The following is an 18,121-nucleotide window of genomic DNA, read 5'->3' on the forward strand; positions in this document are numbered from 1 at the left end:
GCCGGGGCGGGGGCGGGGCTCTGCACACCGACCGGCTGCGTGGCAGCGTCCACGCCGTGCGGGGTCGATGTTTCGGCGCTTGCCAATGCACCGAGGCCCAGGGCTGCGGCCAATCCGATCGGGACAACCGCAACTGCGAGCCGGGGCATCTAGGTCTCCGTTTCAAGGCGGGATCATTACAACTTCATATCCTTACGCCAAGCGACGATCCTTTAATGGGCCGAATGGAGCAATCTATTGAGGCCCGCACCACCATCTCACTGCGCGTCACGTGATCGTCCCCCCTGGTCACAGGCACGAATCCCGATCACGAAGAAGCGATCGACTCCCCATTTCGAAAACTGTCCGTGAACAGCCGCGCACACCCCGCAATAATTGCGATGCGAAACGCGAGCGGACAATTGACGGAGCGTGGCGGACGGCCGGAGCCATTGAGTAATCGGTCGAGCACGAATTGTCGACCCTGTAAGCAGGGTCACATTCCAGCCCTGCTCGCGAGTCGCTTTCGACGACGTGCGAGCACGAATCGGAACGGCGCGAAGAGGCCGCAGCGGTGACGCCGACCGACCCTCCTCGCTACCGGGCGTGGCCGCGGCGAACGCGCTGACCGCGCAGCGTCTCCGCGTGCGAGATCAACCGACCTCGAAGTGAAATCGGACGGAATCCCTCGAATTGCCCGACGTAGCGCGGTTTCGTCCTGTTCTTCCCTTTCGGGATCAAGGAGAAAGCTCGGGAATTTCCCATTTGATGGGCGCGCGATGACGACGAACGCCGAGGTCGCGCGCACCTGGACGGCGTAACCGACCCCGCACCGGGTCATCGGAACGACCGTCCACCAGGGACGACGAGACCTGGACCACAGCAGAGGGGTTCTGGGAAAGACTCCTGAGAACCACGCGGAACTGACTCGAACGCAACACGGACGCAAAGTCCTGGTGACTAGTATCGCCCCGCCGGATGACTTAGCACCGGCACGAAAAACGCCTGGACGTCGCTTTTCTCCGGCGTGTCCTGGTCACGAAGGGACTTGGTTTTCGTGGATTCATCGTTGCGGTCGGGGCAGGATGCTGCGCCCACGACCGACGCCGACGGCTATTCGAAGTCGCTCGGCAATCGCCAGGTGCAGATGATCGCCATCGGCGGAGCGATCGGCGTCGGGCTCTTCCTCGGTGCGGGAGGCAAGCTCGCCACGGTCGGCCCCTCGCTGGTGGTCGCCTACGCGCTGTGCGGTCTGGCGGCGTTCTTCGTCATGCGCGCCCTCGGTGAACTGGTGCTGTACCGCCCGGTCGCGGGCAGCTTCGTGGAGTACGCCCGCGAGTTCATCGGTCCCTGGGCGGGTTTCGCCTCCGGCTGGATGTACTGGCTGAACTGGGCGATGACCGGCATCGCCGAGATCACCGCGGTCGCGATCTACGTGCACCGCTGGCTGCCGGACCTGCCGCAGTGGATCACGGCGCTGATCGCGCTGGGCGTGCTGCTGGCGGTCAACCTGGTGTCGGTGAAGCTGTTCGGCGAGCTGGAGTTCTGGTTCTCGCTGGTGAAGGTGCTGGCGATCCTGGTGTTCCTGGTCGTGGGCCTGGGTCTGGTGTTCACCGCCACCGACATCGGCGGTGCCCCGGCGGGACCGGCCAACCTCACCTCGCACGGCGGCTTCTTCCCCAGCGGCTTCGGCATCACGCTGATGGCGTTGCAGTCGGTGGTCTTCGCCTACTCGGCGATCGAGATGGTCGGCATCACCGCGGGTGAGGCCAAGGACCCGCACAAGGTGCTGCCGAAGGCCATCAACGGCGTGGTGTGGCGGATCGCCATCTTCTACGTCGGTTCGGTGCTGCTGCTGGCGATGCTGTTGCCGTGGACGGTCTACAGCGCCGATGAGAGCCCGTTCGTCACCGTGTTCTCCCGCCTGGGGATCCCGGGCGTCGGCGACGTGATGAACGCCGTGGTGCTCACCGCCGCGCTGTCGTCGTGCAACTCCGGTCTGTACTCGACCGGCCGCATCCTGCGGGCGCTGGCCAACGACGGCGAGGCGCCGAAGTTCGCCGCGAAGATGAACAAGCGCCGCGTTCCCTACGGCGGAATCCTGTTCACCGCAGCTGCTTTCGTGCTCGGCGTCATCCTCAACGGCATCGTGCCGGAGCAGGCGTTCGAGATCGCCACGGCGATCGCCTCGCTCGGCGTGGTCGCGACCTGGGCCACGCTGGTGATCTGCCAGATGCGGCTGCGGACCAGGGCCATGCGCGGTGAGATCGAGCGGCCGAGCTACCGGATGCCCGGTGCGCCCTACACGAGCTGGGCCACGCTGGCGTTCCTCGCCCTGGTGATCGCCCTGATGGGCTTCTCCGACGGCGCGGAGCGGGTCGCGTTCTTCTCGATCCCCGCCATCGTCGCGGTGATCGCGCTCGGTTGGTGGCTGATCTCGCGCGGCCGCAACAAGCGCGCGAACGGCGAGCCGATGGCCACCATCGGTTCGTGACCTGCTGAGGGGAGAACGGCTTCCGGGTTTCCCGGGAGCCGTTCTCCCCTCTCACGGGGAGTCCGCTCAGGACGCGACGGGCTCCAGCAGGACGACGGGGATCGTCCGCTCGGTCTTCGTCTGGTACTCCGCGTAGTTCGGGAACGCCGCGACCGCGCGGTCCCACCACAGCTCGCGCTCCTCGCCGCTGAGCTCGCGCGCCTCGTAGTCGCCGCGCTGCGGCCCGTCGTGCTCGACGCGCATCACCGGCGTCTTGCGGATCTTGCCGGACTTGGCGCCCTTGGTGGTCAGCACGACGACCGGAAACCCGTGCATCGTGGTGCCTTCGGTGCCGCCGGAGCTCTCGTACTTCTCGACCTGATCTCGCACGAACTCGGTCGGGCTCGGTTCGTACTCGCCAGTCAACGGCATCTTCGTACCTCCATCGCAGAACCGGGTCGTGACCACGACAACATCAGAATCCCGACCCGCATTCCACGCGACTCACCCACCCGTGGGTCAGCGGCGACGCGGTTTGCGCCCCTTGCCCGGAGCCGGACCGCGGCGCGACGCCGGCTTGCGCGCCTGGGCCGTGGCGGGCTTGGCTGGGGCCTTCTTGGTCTTGCGGGCGGGTTCCGGCTGCTGCTTGCCCCGGGTGCTGTTGATCGTGCGACCGCGGACGATCCCGATGAACTGCTCCATCAGGTCCGTGGTCTCGTCCTCGATCCAGCTCAGCGCGACGGTGGATTCGGGCGCGTCGGTGATCGGCCGGTAGGTGAGGTCCTTGCGGTGGTGCAGCCGCGCCAACGACTGCGGCACGACCAGCAGCCCGACCCCGGCGGCGACCAGCACGATCGCATCGGCCGTGGTGGCGGGGCGCTCGACCGCGGGAAGTCCCGGCGGGCGCTCCCAGTCGAGGGTGTCGTCGAGCGGGTGCAGCAGCACGTCCTCGGCGAGGTCCTCGGAGGTGACCTCGTCGGCGGCGGCGACCACGTGGTCCTTGGGCACCACGACCACGGTCTGCTCGGTGTAGAGCGGGATGGCGTGCAGCCCGGTGCGGTCGATGGGCAGCCGCAGCAGCGCCGCGTCGGCTTCACCGCCGCGGACCAGGCCGGGCGCCTCGGCGGCCGCGGTCTGGACGAGGTTGAGGGGAACGAGGGGTTCGCGCTCCTGCCACTTGCGCGCCCACTTGTCGGGCGTGATGCCGGGGACGTAGGCGAGGTCGAAGGACGGGGCCGACTCTGTCACCTGCCCAGACTACCGGCCGGAGTCGCCGGTTACGCTGGTCGGATGACGTCGCGCAAAACCGTCCAGACGATGAAGCCCGCCACGGCGGCCAAGAAGCTGGGTGTCCTGCTGGAGGCCACCCCCGCCGACTTCCAAGAGGGCGTCGTCTCGCGCGACGAGCTCAACGCGCTGCAGGCCGACCCGCCGGAGTGGCTGCGCGACCTGCGCCGCAACGGTCCGCACCCTCGCCCCGTCGTCGCGGCGAAGCTGGGCATCTCGATCAGCGGTCTGACCCGCAACGGCTACGCGGACCCGCTGACCACCGAGCAGATCAACGCGATCCGCGACGAGGACCCCGAGTGGCTCCAGCAGGAGCGCACCACCCGCGTCGAAGCGCGTCGCGAGGAGGAGCGGGCGCAGGCCCGCAAGGCGGCCAAGGCCGAGAAGTCCGCCAAGACCCGCGAGAACTCCTGACCGGCACCGCGAATCTCCGCGCAAGCGGCGCCATCCGCGAGGTACGAGCACCACTCTCGCCACTGGCACCGCTGCGTGTTCTCAGACGTCGTCCGGCGAGCACGCCGCGACGCCGTGCACGGGCATGCATCAGGAGTGGCGCACGGAGTTCGGACGACGGCTGAGGTTCCGCTCCCCGCACCGCCCAGCACATGGTGTTCTGCAACAGGAAATTATGGGGTACATTCGTGTTCCTGTTACTCCGAGTACACCGTAGTGCGGAGGTGTGGGCATGACCGCCGTCGATGTTGCCGGCCAGGGCGTGGAGCAGGACTTCTCCAGCCGCCTGCTCGAATCGTCGCAGATGCTGTCCTACGACCCGATGACCGAGATCGACTGGGACAGCCCCCTGCCGGCCGATCAGTACGGGCTGAACCCCGAGTGGAGCACCCTCTACGGCACGCCGCTGTGGGACGAGCTCACCGAGCAGCAGCGGATCACGCTCACCAGGCACGAAGTGTGCTCGATCATGAGCACCGGCATCTGGTTCGAGATGATCCTGCAGCAGATGATCCTGCGCGACCAGTACGTCAAGAACCCCGCCAACTCCGAGTTCCAGTTCGCCCTCACCGAGATCGCCGACGAGTGCCGGCACTCGATCATGTTCGCCCGCATCTGCCAGAAGCTCGAAGTCCCCGCCTACTTCCCGCCGAAGCTGATCGTCGAACTGGCGCGCCTGTTCAAGAGCACGGCGGGCGGTGAGGTCGCCTACGGCGGCACGCTGGTCGCCGAAGAGGTCCTCGACGTCATGCAGCGCGACTGGATGCGCGGGGAGAACGTGCTCGACGTGGTGCGGACGAGTTCCAAGATCCACGTCCTGGAGGAGTCCAGGCACATGAAGTTCGCCCGCGAGGAGATCAAGGAGCACATCAAGGGCAAGAGCAAGTTGCAGCGCCACTTCAGCGCCGCGCTGATCGCCCTGATCTCCTACGGCATCGTCTACAGCCTCGTGAACCCGAGGGTCTACAAGGCGGTGGGCATCCAGCCGCGGCGCGGACTGGCCGTGGCGCAGGCCAACGAGCACCGGAAGTCCATGCTGCGCAACGCGTGCGCGGGACTCATGGGCTTCCTCGACGAGGCCGGTCTGCTCACCCCGCCCGCGGTCGCGCTGTACAAGCGCGTCCACATGATCTGAGTCAGCCGTCGGCTGGATCCGCTTCTGCCAGCGGCAGATCCGGATCCAGCTCGAGGCCGTAGACCTGCAGCGACTGGTCGAGCAGCTGCCAGGTCCAGTCGCAGAGCCAGTCGGTGAGCTCGTCGAGGGTGAGTCCGTTCGGCTCCTGCAGCCAGCTGCCCGCGCTGGACTCGACGAGCCCGACGATGCCGAAGGCCAGCGGCTGGACGACCGGGACCTGGATGCCGAACTGGTCCAGGAAGTACTGGAACAGCCCCGTCACCTGGCGGGCGATGACCGTCTTGACGTCGGCGACGACGTTCTGCCCGGACTCGCCGGTCGCCGAGTTCATGCTCAGGTAGCGGTAGAGGTTGCCGTGCTCGGCGAGCCAGTTGGTGTGCGCGCCGATCGCGGCGCGGATCATCTCCCTCGGCGTGCCGCGCGGGTTGAACATCGGCGCGAGCTCGGCGGTGACCATCTCGGCGACGCGCTCGGCGATGGCGGCGCCGAGGTCGGCGGTGTCGTTGAAGTACTTGTACAGCCTGGGCCTGGCCACGCCGGCTTCCTCGGCCATCAGCTCGACCGAGACCTCGGGGCCGTGCTTGGCGATCGCGCTCAGCGCCGCATCGACCAGCTCTTTCCGGCGCTTCTCGCGGTATCCCGCCCACCGGGCGCTGCGGCCGTCCACCTGCCGTGTCGTTGATGCGGTCACCCACGAAGTCTACCGGCCGCGAAAAAGGTCTCCGCATCCGCGGATTTATGGGGTACAGTTTGTTCCTGTTACTTCGAGTACGACTAACTGCGGAGGTGCGCCCATGACCGCCGTCGGCGTTGCCGGCCAGAGCGCCGAGCAGGACTTCTCCAGCCGCCTGTTGGAGTCATCGCAGACGTTGTCCTACGACCCGATGACCGAGATCGACTGGGACAGCCCCCTGCCCGAGGACCAGTACGGGCTGAGCCCGGAGTGGAGCACCCTCTACGGCACGCCGCTGTGGGACGAGCTCACCGAGCAGCAGCGGATCACGCTCACCAGGCACGAGGTCTGCTCCATGATGAGCACCGGCATCTGGTTCGAGATGATCCTGCAGCAGATGATCCTGCGCGACCAGTACGTCAAGAACCCCGCGAACTCCGAGTTCCAGTTCGCGCTCACCGAGATCGCCGACGAGTGCCGGCACTCGATCATGTTCGCCCGCATCTGCCAGAAGCTCGAAGTCCCCGCCTACCTGCCCAGCAAGCTGGTCGTCGAGCTGGCGCGCGGCTTCAAGACCCTCGCCACCGGTGAGGTCGCCTACGGCGGCACGCTGGTCGCCGAAGAGGTCCTCGACGTCGTCCAGCGCGACTTCATGCGCGACGACCGCGTTCTCGACGTCGTGCAGACCAGCTCCAAGATCCACGTGGTCGAGGAATCCCGGCACATGAAGTTCGCCCGGGAGGAGATCAAGGAGCACATCAAGGGCAAGAGCACGCTGCAGCGCCACTTCAGCGCCGCGCTGATCGCCGTGGTCGCCTACGTGATCGTCTCCAGCCTCGTCAGCCCGAAGGTCTACGACTCCATCGGCATGAACCGCAAGCGGGCGATGGAAGCGGTCGCGAACAACGAGCACCGCAAGTCGCTGATGCGCAACGGCTGCGCCGGACTCATGGAGTTCCTCGACGAGGCCGGCCTGCTCACCCGTCCGGCGATCGCGCTCTACAAGCGCGTCCACATGATCTGAGTCCACGGCCATGACCTACGCGATCACGCAATCCTGTTGCGCCGACGCATCGTGCATCTCGGTGTGCCCGGTCAACTGCATCCACCCCACCCCGGACGAGCCCGACTTCGGGACCACCGACCGGCTCTACATCGACCCGCGCGCCTGCATCGGCTGCGGCGCCTGCGCCGACGCGTGCCCGGTGGACGCGGTGTTCCCGATCGACAAGCTCACCGGGGACCTGTCCGTGCACGTCGACATCAACCGGGAGCGGTTCTCCGAGATCCCGGCCGACTACCCCTGGGGAAGGCCGCAGTTCCCACGATCGCTGCCGACGCACGCCGCTGCGCCGAGCGTCGCGGTCGTGGGAACCGGGCCGGCCGCCGGCTACGCGGTGCAGTCGCTGCTGCGCTCCACCGACGCCGAGATCACGCTGATCGACCGGATGACCACCCCTGGCGGTCTGATCAAGTTCGGCGTCGCTCCGGATCACCCGAGCACCAAGCAGATCGAGCACACCTTCGCGACCAGCTACAAGCACCCCAGGGTCCGCATGCACCTGGGCGTGGAGGTCGGGCGGACCATCAGCCACGCCGAGCTGACCGAGCACCACAACGCGGTCGTCTACGCCGTCGGCGCGCCCGGTCACCGCACGCTGGGACTTCCCGGCGAGGACCTGCCCGGCACGATGGCCGCCCGCGAGTTCGTCGGCTGGTGCAACGGGCATCCGGACATCCCGGCCGACGCGGTCGAGCTGTCCTCGGAGCGGGTCGTGATCGTGGGCAACGGCAACGTGGCGCTGGACGCCGCGCGCCTGCTGCTCAGCGACCCCGACGAGCTGGTCGGCACCCCGATCGCCGACCACGCGCTCGCTGCCCTGCGCAAGAGCAAGGTCCGGGAGGTCGTGCTGCTCGCGCGGCGGGGTCCCGAGCACGCGGCGTTCACGCGGTCGGAGTGGGTCGGCATCGAACAGCGGCTGAAGGGCCGCATCGTGGTCGACGGCCACGGCGGTGCTGCGGAGTCGATCGCCTCGGCCGAGGACGGATCAACGGCCGCGCTGCTGCGCGAGCTGCCGGTCGAGGACGTCGACTGGGATCGGGCTCCGGGAGAGGAGCGCCGCCTGGTGCTGCGCTTCTCCTCCGCTCCGCAGGAAGTGGTCGGCGATCCGCAGGTCAGGGCCCTGCGCGTCGGTGACGGCTCGGGCAACCGGGACGTGGCGACCGGGATGGTGCTGTGGTCGGTGGGCAGCCGCGGGGTGCAGATCCCGCAACTGCCGTTCGACGAGGCGACCGGGGTCATCCCGAACACCGGCGGCCGGGTCGAGCCGGGGACCTACGTGGTCGGATGGGCCAAGCGCGGAGCGGCGGGCGGCATCGGCGCCAACCGCGCGTGCGCGTCGGAGACCATCGACTCGCTGATCGACGACGCAGCAGCGGGCACGCTGCACAACGCGAAGAAGGACGCCAAGTCCTTCGCCAAGCTGCTGCGCTCCCGCAGGTGAACACGCGCTGATTCGCCTTGAGATCCGTTCGGTCTCAAGGCGAATCACGTCGTGCGGGCTGTTCCCGCAGCACTTCGCCGAGGCGGGACAGGAGCTCTCGCAGCTCCCGGAGCCCGTCGGCGCCGAGGTGCTCGCCCAGGGCCTGCTCGATCCCCCGGATGCGTCCTGCCGCGGCCCGCAGCGCCTCCAGCCCGGTCGGCGTGGCCACGATCTGCCGGGCGCGCCCGTCAGCGGGGTCGGGCCTGCGCTCGACATAACCGCACCGCTGCAGGTGCGTGACCAGCTCACCCATCGCCTGCTGGGTCATCCCGGCGGCCTCCGCCAGCTCCGACACCCGCGATCCGGCCGGATCCAGGTAGCGGAACACCGCGTAGTGCGCGGGTCGCAGCTCGTCGTCGAGGTCGGCGCGCAGGCCGTCGTTGAGCCGCCGCTCGAAGGCGGTGGCACTCTCCACGAGCAGCTTGAGCAGAGTCGGGTCTTCCGATGACATGAAAAGAAGGCTACCTTACCAATTAGGAAGGCAGCCTTTGCAAAAGGGAGAGTGGGTGCGATGCCCGACTCGCTGGTGTTCCGCGACGGTCGCCGGGTCACGTTCGTGGCCGAAGGCAGCGACGAGGAAGGCCCGTTCCTGCGCATCGAGCACCGGCTGCCGCGACCTGCCCGGCAGGCGGGCCCGCACTGGCACCCGCTGCTCATCGAACGCTGGACCGTCCGCCGAGGGCGGTTGCGGTTCCGCATCGACGGCCGGGAACTCGTCCTCGGGCCCGGTGAGTCCACCTCAACCGGAGCCCGTCAGGTCCACGAGTTCAGCACGCTGACCGCCGACGTCGTCCTCGACCACGAGATCCGCCCACCGCTGCAGCACCGCCGCATGTTCGAGCTCTGGCACGCCCTCGACACCGCCGGGGCGACCACGCGCTCCGGGTTGCCCCGCAACCCGCTGGCGCTCGCCCTGCTCTGGCAGGCCCAGGACGGCTACCTCGCCGGCGTCCCGGCCTGGCTCCAGCGCGCGATCTTCGGCGGCCTGGCCCGCCTCGCCCGCGCCCTGCGCTACGAGCAGCGCCTGGACGAGCGCGAGGGGCGCGTGGACTGACCGCGCGCCCCCAGAACTCGCTCAGTGCGCCGCGACCGCCGCGGTGGCGCCCTCGGTCTTGCGGACGAACAGGGCCGTGCCGAAGGCGACCAGGCCGATCACACCGGCCACGACGAACGCGGTGCGCAGTCCCGAGGCGTCCGGGACGCCCGCCGGGTTGGCCGAGGCCAGCGACGACACCGTCACGAACACCGCCGTGCCGAACGCGCCCGAGACCTGCTGCAGGGTGCCCAGGATCGCGCTGCCGTGCGAGTACAGGTGATCGGGCAGCGCACCCAGCGACGAGGTCATCAGCGGCGTCATCATCAGGCTCAGCCCCAGCATCAGCAGCAGGTGGAAGCCGATCACCATGCCCAGCGGCGACTCCGGGGTCAGCGTGGCGAACAGCCACAGCGACACCGCCATCGCGGCGGCGCCCGGGATCACCAGCGGACGCGGTCCGACCCGGTCGAACAGCCGCCCGACCGGACGCCCCATCAGACCCATCAGCAGACCGCCCGGCAGCACCGCCAGACCGCTGACGAACGTGGTCGTCTTGAGCACGGTCTGCAGGTACAGCGGCAGCAGGATCGCCGCCGCGCCCAGCAGGCACATGAACAGCAGCGCCGCCAGCACCAGCGACACGACGAACGGGCGGTGGGTGAACGGCCGCAGGTCCAGCAGCGCCCGGTCATCGCGCTGCAACCGCAGCTGCCGGGCCACGAACACCACCAGCGACGCGGCACCGACCACCAGCGGCACCCACGGCGGGACCGCGTGCGAGCCACCGGACTCACCGATGGCCGACAGACCGTAGAGCAGGCCGCCGAAACCGATCGCCGACAGCAGCACCGACAGCACGTCCAGCGGCACCGCACGGGTCTCGCTGTCCAGGCGCATCCACACCGCACCGATGGCCAGCGCGATCAGCGACAGCGGCAGCACGATCCAGAACATCCAGCGCCAGCCCAGCGAGGACAGCACCGCTCCACCGATGGTCGGCCCCACGGCCGGGGCGACGGCGATGACGATGCTGATCGTGCCCATCGTGGCGCCGCGCTTCTCCACCGGGACCAGGCGCATCGCCGAGGTCATCAGCAGCGGCAGCATCACCGCCGTGCCGCTCGCCTGCACGATGCGACCCAGCAGCAGCATCCCGAACCCGGGTGCCAACCCGCTCAGCAGCGTGCCGAGGCTGAACAGGAGCATCGCGGCCATGAACACCTGACGCGGGGTGAAGCGCTCCAGCAGGAACCCGGTGATCGGGATGACCACGGCCATCGTCAGCAGGAATCCGCTGGTCAGCCACTGCACGGTGGTGGTCGACACGTGGAGGTCGACCGTGAGGTCGCGCAGCGCGACGCTCAAGATCGTCTCGTTGAGGATCATCACGAATGCCGAGGCGACCAGCACGCTCAGCAGCACGTTTGCTCTCGGCGGTGTGGCCTGCCGGTCGGGCTCCGCGATCGCGGCCGTCTCGGTCATGGGTTGTCGTGCACCTCGCTCGTGTGGGGCCTTGGTCACGGCCGTTGTCCTTCCCGACCGGGGGTGCCGGCCGGATTCGCCGACATCGCCGACGGCGTTTCGGCATGCAGTTCTGACGCTTGGGCGGTGGAAGCCCGGATCACGTGTCGGGTCGACCCACGCGACGGTGGGGTCCGCGACGACTTCGGGCGCGACCGATGATCGGCCGGCGGTCAGATGATCCGGTGCCGGGGAGTCACGTGAACCGTCCCCTCACAAGCATGCTCGTCCCCCCAGAGCTCCGATCCAGCTTAACGTCCTGATCTGACAGGGCGTTCCGTCGCGGCGGGATGCGACGGCGCGAGCACCCCGTACCAACGCGCACGATGTTTCCCATCATCCGCGCTGGTCAAACGATTTTTCGCGGGCCAGATCGCGAGAGGCCGGTCCACCTGCGGGAACGCTAAGCGGATGACGAACGTCACGTTGGAGGTGCTGCTCAGCTCCGAGCGCTCCGCCAGCGGCCCAGCGCGGTGTCCAGGACCAGGAACGCCGCGAGCGAAACACCCAGCAGCGGCAGGAAGAACGCCACCACCAGCGTCACCGCGCCCAACGGCAGCAGCACGCGCAGCGACACCTGGCGCCAGGCCCCGCGCGCGACCGGAGCACCGAAGGCACCGGCCGGACGGCGGCGCCACCACATCCGGTAGCCGAGGACGATCGTGGTCAGCAGCGCCACCACCAGCGCGGCCAGCACCAGCTGGTTGACCAGGCCGAACAGCAGCCCCATGTGCGCGTCGACGCCCCAGCGCGCCAGCTTCGCCATCACCGGCCAGTCGGCGAAGCGCAGCGTCGCGGTGACCTGCCCGCTGGCGGCGTCGACGGCGACCGCGTCCTGCTGCGTCGGCCAGTGCCGCTGCACCTGCTGCACCACGTAGGCACCGTCCGAGGTCGGCGGAGTCAGCTCCACCGGCCCGGTCACGCCCTGCGCCTCGGCGGCGCGCAGCACCCGTTCCGGACCGACGTCGCCACCGGTGTGCCCGTGGTGCCCGTGGTGCCCGTGGTGGCCCTGGTGCTCGGGCGGGACCACGTCGGTGGACACCGTCGGCGTCTCCCAGGCCAGCACCTCGCGGAGCTGGGTGACGTTCGCGCCCGCGTAGTTCGACCAGGTCAGCCCGGTGGCCGACAGGAACAGCAGGCCCAGCGCGATGCACGTGCCGATCGCGCCGTGCCAGGACAGCAGCCGCTTGCGCCCGGTGGCGCCGGACTCGGGGACGACGAGCCGCTTGCGCGAGGCGCGGCGGCGCCGGAACCACAGCAGCAGCCCGCCCAGCACCACCACCCACAGCCAGCTGGCCGCGAGTTCGCTGTAGAGCCTGCCGAAGTCGCCCAGGTGCAGGCCGCGGTGCAGGTTGTCGATCCACGCGCGCAGCGGCAGCGCCTGGCTGCTGCCGTAGGTCTCCAGGATTCCGCGCACCTCGGTGGTGTGCGGGTCGACGAACACCGTGCGCTGGAAGCTCTCCGGCAGGTCCGGTGCGTGGAAGATGACCTGCGTGGTGTCGGTCGGCGTGGGCGCCGGGCGGATGGACATCAGCGAGGCACCCGGGTGCGCGGCCTGCGCGGCGGCGAGCTGGTCGTCCACCGACGCGGTGCGCGGGCTCGCCGGCACGTGCAGTTCCCGGTCGTAGACCAGCTGTTCCAGCTGCGGGGTGAACACGTAGAGCAGCCCGGTGGCGGCGGCCACGAGGAGGAACGGGGCGATGAGCAGTCCGGCGTAGAAGTGCAGCCGCAGGACCAGCGGTCGCAGCGCCGCCCACGTTCCGGCGCGACCGCTGCGCTGTTCGGCGGTCGGGGGCGCCTCGGTGCTCATCTCATCTCCATCCGCGCGTGGTGCGTCGTGGGAGATGTCGGTTCCGGTTGATCGCTGGTTCCCGCGAGTTGCCGCCGTCACACCGGCGGCCGTCCTCGGCGGCCGGAGCGGGTGCCGCGCGGGTAACGTCGCGCAGCGCGAAGCGTTCGACTGCGGGAGGTGTGGTTGGTGGCGAGCTGTTGTCCTCCGTCCCGTTCCGGTCCGGCGACCGGTACGGAGCAGCAGGTCACCCGGGGCAGCGGGAACCTGGACGGCATGGTGGTGCTTCCCGGCGGTGTGTTCCGGATGGGCACCGAGGACCCCGACGGGTTCCCCGACGACGCCGAGGGACCGATCCGCGAGGTCCGCGTGGCCTCGTTCGCCATCGACCCGCACGCCGTGTCCAACGCGCGCTTCGCGGAGTTCGTCGACGACACCGGTTTCGTCACCGAGGCCGAGCGGTTCGGCTGGACCTACGTGTTCGCCAAGTTCCTGCCCGGACACCTGCGCAAGGAGTCCCCTCGCCCGGAGCAGACGCCGTGGTGGTGCGGCGTCAGCGGCGCCAGCTGGCGGCACCCGGAAGGGCCGGGCAGCGACCTGGACGGCCGCTGGGACCACCCCGTCGTGCACGTCTCGTGGCACGACGCCGCGGCCTACTGCAAGTGGGCGGGCAAGCGGCTGCCGACCGAGGTCGAGTGGGAGTACGCGGCGCGCGGCGGCCTCGACCAGGCCCGTTACCCGTGGGGCGACGAGCTCACTCCCGGCGGTGAGCACCGCTGCAACATCTGGCAGGGCCAGTTCCCGGTGCGCAACACCGCCGAGGACGGCCACGTCGGCACCGCGCCGGTGGATTCCTTCGAGCCCAACGGTTTCGGACTGCACAACGTGTCGGGAAACGTGTGGGAGTGGTGCGCGGACCGCTTCTCCGACGGTTCCGACAATCGCGCCATGCGCGGCGGTTCGTACCTGTGCCACGACTCCTACTGCAACCGCTACCGGGTCGCCGCGAGAACGTCCAACACACCGGACAGTTCGAGCGGGAATCTCGGTTTCCGGTGCGCCGCCGACGCCTGAGGAATTCCTTCCGGAAAAGCAGTCGGCGCCCAACCGGATGAATTGTTTCCGATCGGGCGCCGAGCGTTCCACTCACATTCCCGTGACGATGACTTCCGCCGGGACTTCGGTGTCGTTGGCGAGAGCGCCGAAGAGCGTCTCGGCCTTGTCCTGGTCCCACTTGACCACCGACGCGCCATCGCTGGTCTCGCCGAATCCGGACATCGGGACCGTGGTCGTGACGCCCTGACCGGAGGCGATCCCGTTCATGGCGAACGCCAGGCCCGCCAGGTGCCAGACGTGGTCCTCGGTGTCGACGAGGAACGCGCCGGAGGTGTCCAGGATCAGCGGGAACAGGCGCAGCGGGTTGAGGAAGACCTCCGGGGACGAGGCCTTCTCGGTCAGCGCGGCGAGGAACTCGCGCTGCCGCTCGACGCGGTCGAGGTCGCCGCGCGAGGAGGCCCGGGTGCGCACGTAGCCCAGCGCCTGCGGGCCGTCGAGCTCCTGGCAGCCGGCCTGCACGTCGAGGTTGGCCTTGGGGTCCTTCATCGGCTCCTTGACGCAGATGTCCACGCCACCGATCGCGTCGGTCATGTCGGCGAACCCGCCGAGGCCGACCTCCGCGTAGTGGTCGACGCGGACGCCGGTCGACGCCTCGACGGTCTGGGTCAGCAGCTGCGGCCCGCCGTAGGCGAAGGCCGAGTTGAGCTTGTCCTTGCCGTGCCCGGGAATCGAGACGTAGGAGTCGCGGGGCAGGCTGACCATCGTGGGCTTGCCACCGGACTGCGGGATGTGCACCAGCATCACCGTGTCGGTGCGCCGACCCGCGGTGTCACCGGTTCCCAGCTCGGCCTGGCGGTCGGCGTCGAGCCCTTCGCGGCTGTCGGAACCGACCAGCAGCCAGTTGGTGCCGGGACCGTCGGCGGGCCGCTCACCGGAGGTGGGAAGCGCGGGCTCGCGCTTGAGCGAGTAGTCCACGTAGATCAGGAAACCGACCAGCGCCAGCACCAGGACCAGCAGAACGGTCAGGATCTTGCGGCCCGGGCGGCGTCGTTTGGGTCGGTGATGAGGTGGCCGTGCGTGCACCATCTGTTGCTGAGCGTAGTTCATCTGCCAATCCGAAGAAGTTGGTTGTCCTGCACGGATTTCGCGCACTCCCCGACCTGCTGCGGCGAGCGAGCATGGCAGGTGATCATGCCGTCCGAATAGGAGCAATCCCACAACTTCTGGCAACGATGCGGGAACTCCGGAATCACGCGCGGACAACTTTCTCCTGTCCGCGCTGAATTGTTTACCCGGAGCAACTTCACGAAATTCCAGGCCCGCGCAGGTTGTTGACGGTTTTTCACGTTGCGGGCCGGATTTCGTGGCGATCATCTCCACTCTCCGCTGTCGGCGCGGGGTTGTTTCCACCGCTCTCGCACGACCACAATCCGGCCCCATGAATTACCCGTCGCCCCACGGACACGGCCCGTACCCACCCCAGGGGAACGGTCCGTACCCGCCACAAGGCCACGGTCCGTACCCACCGCACGGCCGGCCCCCGCACGACGACCGCTACGAGGAGCGCCGGCGCCGGGAGGAGAACTCCGACCGGATCGCGAACGTCGTCCGCGTCGTGGTCAGCGTGGTCCTCACGATCTTCCTTCTCCACGTGCTGTTCGTGGTCTTCGACGCCAACCAGGGCAACGAGTTCGTCTCCGTGGTCTACGTCCTGGCCAAGACGCTGGTCCTGGGCCTCGGTGACGTGTTCACGCCGGACGACGCGGTGCTCGGGGTCGTCCTGAACTACGGCCTGGCAGCGCTCGTCTACCTCGTCATCGGCCAGCTCATCATCAAGTCGCTGCGGCGCTGACCCCTCGCGCCTTCGAACTCGTCGACGGCGAAGGCGATGGCCTCGCGATCCCCTTCGCCGTCGACGCCGAGCTCTTCCGAGCATGAGTGGCGGTTTCGCGCTGTCGGCGACGACGGGTCAGCGCAACGCGGACGCGATCGACGCGCGGATCTCGTCCGGTGCGTCGCCGAGTCCGCGCAGCAGGTTGGCGGTCAGCGGCACCAGGACCTCCGCCAGCGGGTCGGCGTGGGCGAAGCGGCCGGCGAGTTCGAGGGTGACGAAGCCGTGCAGCGCGCTCCACAGCTGAGCCGCGACGTCGCCCGCCTCGGCGCGGTCGAGCCGTTCGGCGGTGATGGCGCGTTCGGTCGCGGCGACCAGCCTGCCGAAGGCCACCGCGGGCCAGCCCGTCTCCCCTTCCGCGGGATCGGGCGGCCCGGCCGGAGTCGACAGGCCGAACATCAGGTCGTGGAGGTGCGGGTTCTCGCGGGCGAAGCCCCGGTAGACCCGCGCCTGGCGCAGCAGGTCCGCCACCGGGTCCTCCGTGGTCGCCACGGTGTCGAGACGCCCGGTCAGGCGGCGGAAACCGTCATCGGCAACGCCGCGCAGCAGCTGCGGTACGCCGCCGAAGTAGTGGTACACCGCCATCGTCGACGTGCCGATCTCGCGTGCCAGCCGCCTGGCCTGCAACGACTGCGGCCCCTCGTCGGCGAGCAGGCGCACCGCCGCCTCGATCAACCGCGCCCGCACCTGCTCGCCCTTGCCCACGACCAGGTTCTAACACGGCCGCGGGCGCGCGGCTCAGGACGTCGGGCTCGGAGCTCCCGCGAAGGGGATGCTGGCCGGCGCCGGTTCGGCCTCGGCCCGGTCCGGGTGCTGCCAGAGGCCCTTGCGCTCGAGGATCGGCAGCACGCCCTCGCCGAACCAGTACGCCTCCTCCAGGTGCGGGTGCCCGGAGAGCACGAACTCGTCGATGCCCAGCGCGTGGTACTCCTCGATGCGCTCGGCGACCTCGGCGTGACTGCCCACCAGGGCGGTTCCCGCTCCCCCGCGCACCAGGCCGACGCCGGCCCACAGGTTCGGGTAGATCTCCAGCTTCGAGGTCGAGCCCTCGTGCAGCTCCAGCATCCGCTTCTGGCCCTCGGACTCGCTGCGGCCCAGCCCGGCCTGCACCTGCTCGATGACCGACGGGTCCAGGGCGTCGAGCAACCGCTGGGCCTCGGCCCACGCCTGCTCGCTGGTGTCGCGGCTGATCACGTGCAGCCGGATGCCGAAGCGTGGCGTGCGACCCTGTGCGGCGGCCAGCTCGCGAATCCACTGGATCTTCTCGGCGACCTTGGCAGGCGGTTCGCCCCAGGTCAGGTACACGTCGGCGTGCTTGGCGGCGACATCGCCCGCCGCCGGGGACGAACCACCGAAGTACACCTGCGGCACCGGGTCGGGCACGCGCGTGAGCTCGGCGCCTTCGACGCGGACGTGCTCGCCCGCGAAGTCGACCCGCTCCCCTCGCCACAGCCCGCGCACGACCTCGAGGAACTCGTCGCAGCGCGCGTAGCGGGCGTCCTTGTCCAGGAAGTCGCCGTAGGCGCGCTGCTCGTGGCTCTCCCCGCCGGTGACGACGTTGAGCAGCAGCCGCTGACCGGAGTGGCGCTGGAACGTGGCGGCCATCTGCGCGCCGAGGGTCGGTGAGAGCAGGCCGGGCCGGAAGGCGACCAGGAACTTCAGCCGCTCGGTGACCTCGGCGAGCATCGCGGTCGACAGCCACGCGTCCTCGCACCACGCACCGGTCGGCGTCAGCGCGCCTTCGAACCCGAGCTGCTCGGCGCTGCGCGCGATCTGCCCCAGGTAGGCCAGCGTCGCCGGGCGGGCGCCGCCCGCGGTGTGCGTGGGCGTGCCGTGCCCGCCGTCGACGAGGTAGCGGCTGTCGCCGTAAGTGGGCAGGAACCAGTGGAACGTCAAGGACATCTGCTTCTCCATCAGTCCGATGTGGACTCGTGAACCGGGTTGCGCGGGTGGAGGAGTCAGCTGCGACACGCCTGCGTCACCACGCGCTGGAAGTCCACGTGGCGGCGTCGGGTCAGGGGTTCCACGAACGTCATCGTTCGGCAGGCGGCACGCCGATGTCAACGCGCGGACCGCGCTTCCCAGCAAGTGGACGGCCTCGATTTCACTTGACCGCGCGGGCGCGCAGCGGCGAGGCTCTGCCCCGTGCTGCCTGCCGCGCTGCTGACCACGCGCCACCACGTCGACCTGCTCCGGGTGACGTCCTCGGCGTGTCCGAGCTGTTAACGCCCGCGCAGACGAGCCGCGCACAACCCCTCCGCGCCGACAGCCGCCCCCCTCGGCCG

Annotated in this window: 17 protein-coding genes; 8 read left to right on the plus strand and 9 right to left on the minus strand. The window is 69.2% G+C overall.

Features of this window, described 5'->3' with window-relative positions:
- Window positions 1-1,036: 1,036 nt before the first annotated feature.
- Window positions 1,037-2,473: an amino acid permease gene (locus tag E1181_RS29065; protein WP_408010894.1), complete on the plus strand. Its 1,437-nt coding sequence runs from the start codon at window positions 1,037-1,039 to the stop codon at window positions 2,471-2,473.
- 66 nt (window positions 2,474-2,539) lie between these two features.
- On the opposite strand, the gene E1181_RS29070 is transcribed toward E1181_RS29065, so the two are convergent.
- Entirely contained in the window at window positions 2,540-2,884 is a 345-nt protein-coding gene (locus E1181_RS29070) for a nitroreductase/quinone reductase family protein (protein WP_132679611.1), read from the minus strand.
- Window positions 2,885-2,971: 87 nt separating this feature from the next.
- On the minus strand, window positions 2,972-3,700 hold the full coding sequence (locus E1181_RS29075) for a LysR substrate-binding domain-containing protein (RefSeq protein ID WP_132679612.1): 729 nt from the start codon (window positions 3,698-3,700) through the stop codon (window positions 2,972-2,974).
- A 42-nt stretch (window positions 3,701-3,742) separates the two neighbouring features.
- On the opposite strand from E1181_RS29075, the gene E1181_RS29080 reads away from it, so the two are divergent.
- Together E1181_RS29080 and E1181_RS29085 are read left to right on the plus strand one after the other, a co-directional pair.
- Entirely contained in the window at window positions 3,743-4,153 is a 411-nt protein-coding gene (locus E1181_RS29080) for a DUF5997 family protein (RefSeq protein WP_132679613.1), read from the plus strand.
- 271 nt (window positions 4,154-4,424) lie between these two features.
- A complete protein-coding gene (locus tag E1181_RS29085) occupies window positions 4,425-5,327 on the plus strand; it encodes an AurF N-oxygenase family protein (protein WP_132679614.1) in 903 nt (300 codons plus the stop codon).
- A gap of 1 nt (window position 5,328) precedes the next feature.
- Here E1181_RS29085 and E1181_RS29090 read toward each other — a convergent pair whose 3' ends face one another.
- Entirely contained in the window at window positions 5,329-6,018 is a 690-nt protein-coding gene (locus tag E1181_RS29090) for a TetR/AcrR family transcriptional regulator (RefSeq protein ID WP_132679615.1), read from the minus strand.
- Window positions 6,019-6,121: 103 nt separating this feature from the next.
- Between E1181_RS29090 and E1181_RS29095 the strand changes: the two genes are divergently transcribed.
- Window positions 6,122-7,024, plus strand: a complete 903-nt coding sequence (locus tag E1181_RS29095) for an AurF N-oxygenase family protein (protein WP_132679616.1) — start codon at window positions 6,122-6,124, stop codon at window positions 7,022-7,024.
- Window positions 7,025-7,085: 61 nt separating this feature from the next.
- The gene (locus E1181_RS29100; protein WP_328590914.1) at window positions 7,086-8,504 is read left to right on the plus strand and encodes an FAD-dependent oxidoreductase; all 1,419 of its coding nucleotides are present in this window, start codon (window positions 7,086-7,088) and stop codon (window positions 8,502-8,504) included.
- A gap of 34 nt (window positions 8,505-8,538) precedes the next feature.
- On the opposite strand, the gene E1181_RS29105 is transcribed toward E1181_RS29100, so the two are convergent.
- On the minus strand, window positions 8,539-8,994 hold the full coding sequence (locus tag E1181_RS29105; protein WP_132679618.1) for a MarR family winged helix-turn-helix transcriptional regulator: 456 nt from the start codon (window positions 8,992-8,994) through the stop codon (window positions 8,539-8,541).
- A gap of 60 nt (window positions 8,995-9,054) precedes the next feature.
- Between E1181_RS29105 and E1181_RS29110 the strand changes: the two genes are divergently transcribed.
- Entirely contained in the window at window positions 9,055-9,597 is a 543-nt protein-coding gene (locus tag E1181_RS29110) for a cupin domain-containing protein (protein ID WP_132679619.1), read from the plus strand.
- A 21-nt stretch (window positions 9,598-9,618) separates the two neighbouring features.
- Here the strand turns inward: E1181_RS29110 and E1181_RS29115 are convergent, their stop codons facing one another.
- On the minus strand, window positions 9,619-11,061 hold the full coding sequence (locus E1181_RS29115) for a DHA2 family efflux MFS transporter permease subunit (protein ID WP_132679620.1): 1,443 nt from the start codon (window positions 11,059-11,061) through the stop codon (window positions 9,619-9,621).
- Window positions 11,062-11,539: 478 nt separating this feature from the next.
- Window positions 11,540-12,910 carry a PepSY-associated TM helix domain-containing protein gene (locus E1181_RS29120; protein WP_132679621.1) on the minus strand — a complete coding sequence of 457 codons (1,371 nt, stop codon included), beginning with the start codon at window positions 12,908-12,910 and terminating at the stop codon, window positions 11,540-11,542.
- 168 nt (window positions 12,911-13,078) lie between these two features.
- On the opposite strand from E1181_RS29120, the gene E1181_RS29125 reads away from it, so the two are divergent.
- A complete protein-coding gene (locus E1181_RS29125; protein WP_456238802.1) occupies window positions 13,079-13,963 on the plus strand; it encodes a formylglycine-generating enzyme family protein in 885 nt (294 codons plus the stop codon).
- 72 nt (window positions 13,964-14,035) lie between these two features.
- Here the strand turns inward: E1181_RS29125 and E1181_RS29130 are convergent, their stop codons facing one another.
- Window positions 14,036-15,031 (minus strand): LCP family protein, encoded by a 996-nt coding sequence (locus E1181_RS29130; protein ID WP_207922367.1) that lies wholly within the window; start codon window positions 15,029-15,031, stop codon window positions 14,036-14,038.
- A gap of 352 nt (window positions 15,032-15,383) precedes the next feature.
- On the opposite strand from E1181_RS29130, the gene E1181_RS32375 reads away from it, so the two are divergent.
- Window positions 15,384-15,797 carry a hypothetical protein gene (locus E1181_RS32375; RefSeq protein ID WP_235877134.1) on the plus strand — a complete coding sequence of 138 codons (414 nt, stop codon included), beginning with the start codon at window positions 15,384-15,386 and terminating at the stop codon, window positions 15,795-15,797.
- A 117-nt stretch (window positions 15,798-15,914) separates the two neighbouring features.
- Here E1181_RS32375 and E1181_RS29140 read toward each other — a convergent pair whose 3' ends face one another.
- On the minus strand, window positions 15,915-16,541 hold the full coding sequence (locus E1181_RS29140) for a TetR/AcrR family transcriptional regulator (RefSeq protein ID WP_235877135.1): 627 nt from the start codon (window positions 16,539-16,541) through the stop codon (window positions 15,915-15,917).
- Window positions 16,542-16,574: 33 nt separating this feature from the next.
- A complete protein-coding gene (locus E1181_RS29145; protein WP_132679625.1) occupies window positions 16,575-17,738 on the minus strand; it encodes an LLM class flavin-dependent oxidoreductase in 1,164 nt (387 codons plus the stop codon).
- Window positions 17,739-18,121: the final 383 nt, after the last annotated feature.

It is taken from the genome of Saccharopolyspora terrae (assembly GCF_004348435.1).
Taxonomy (GTDB): Bacteria; Actinomycetota; Actinomycetes; order Mycobacteriales; family Pseudonocardiaceae; genus Saccharopolyspora; species Saccharopolyspora endophytica.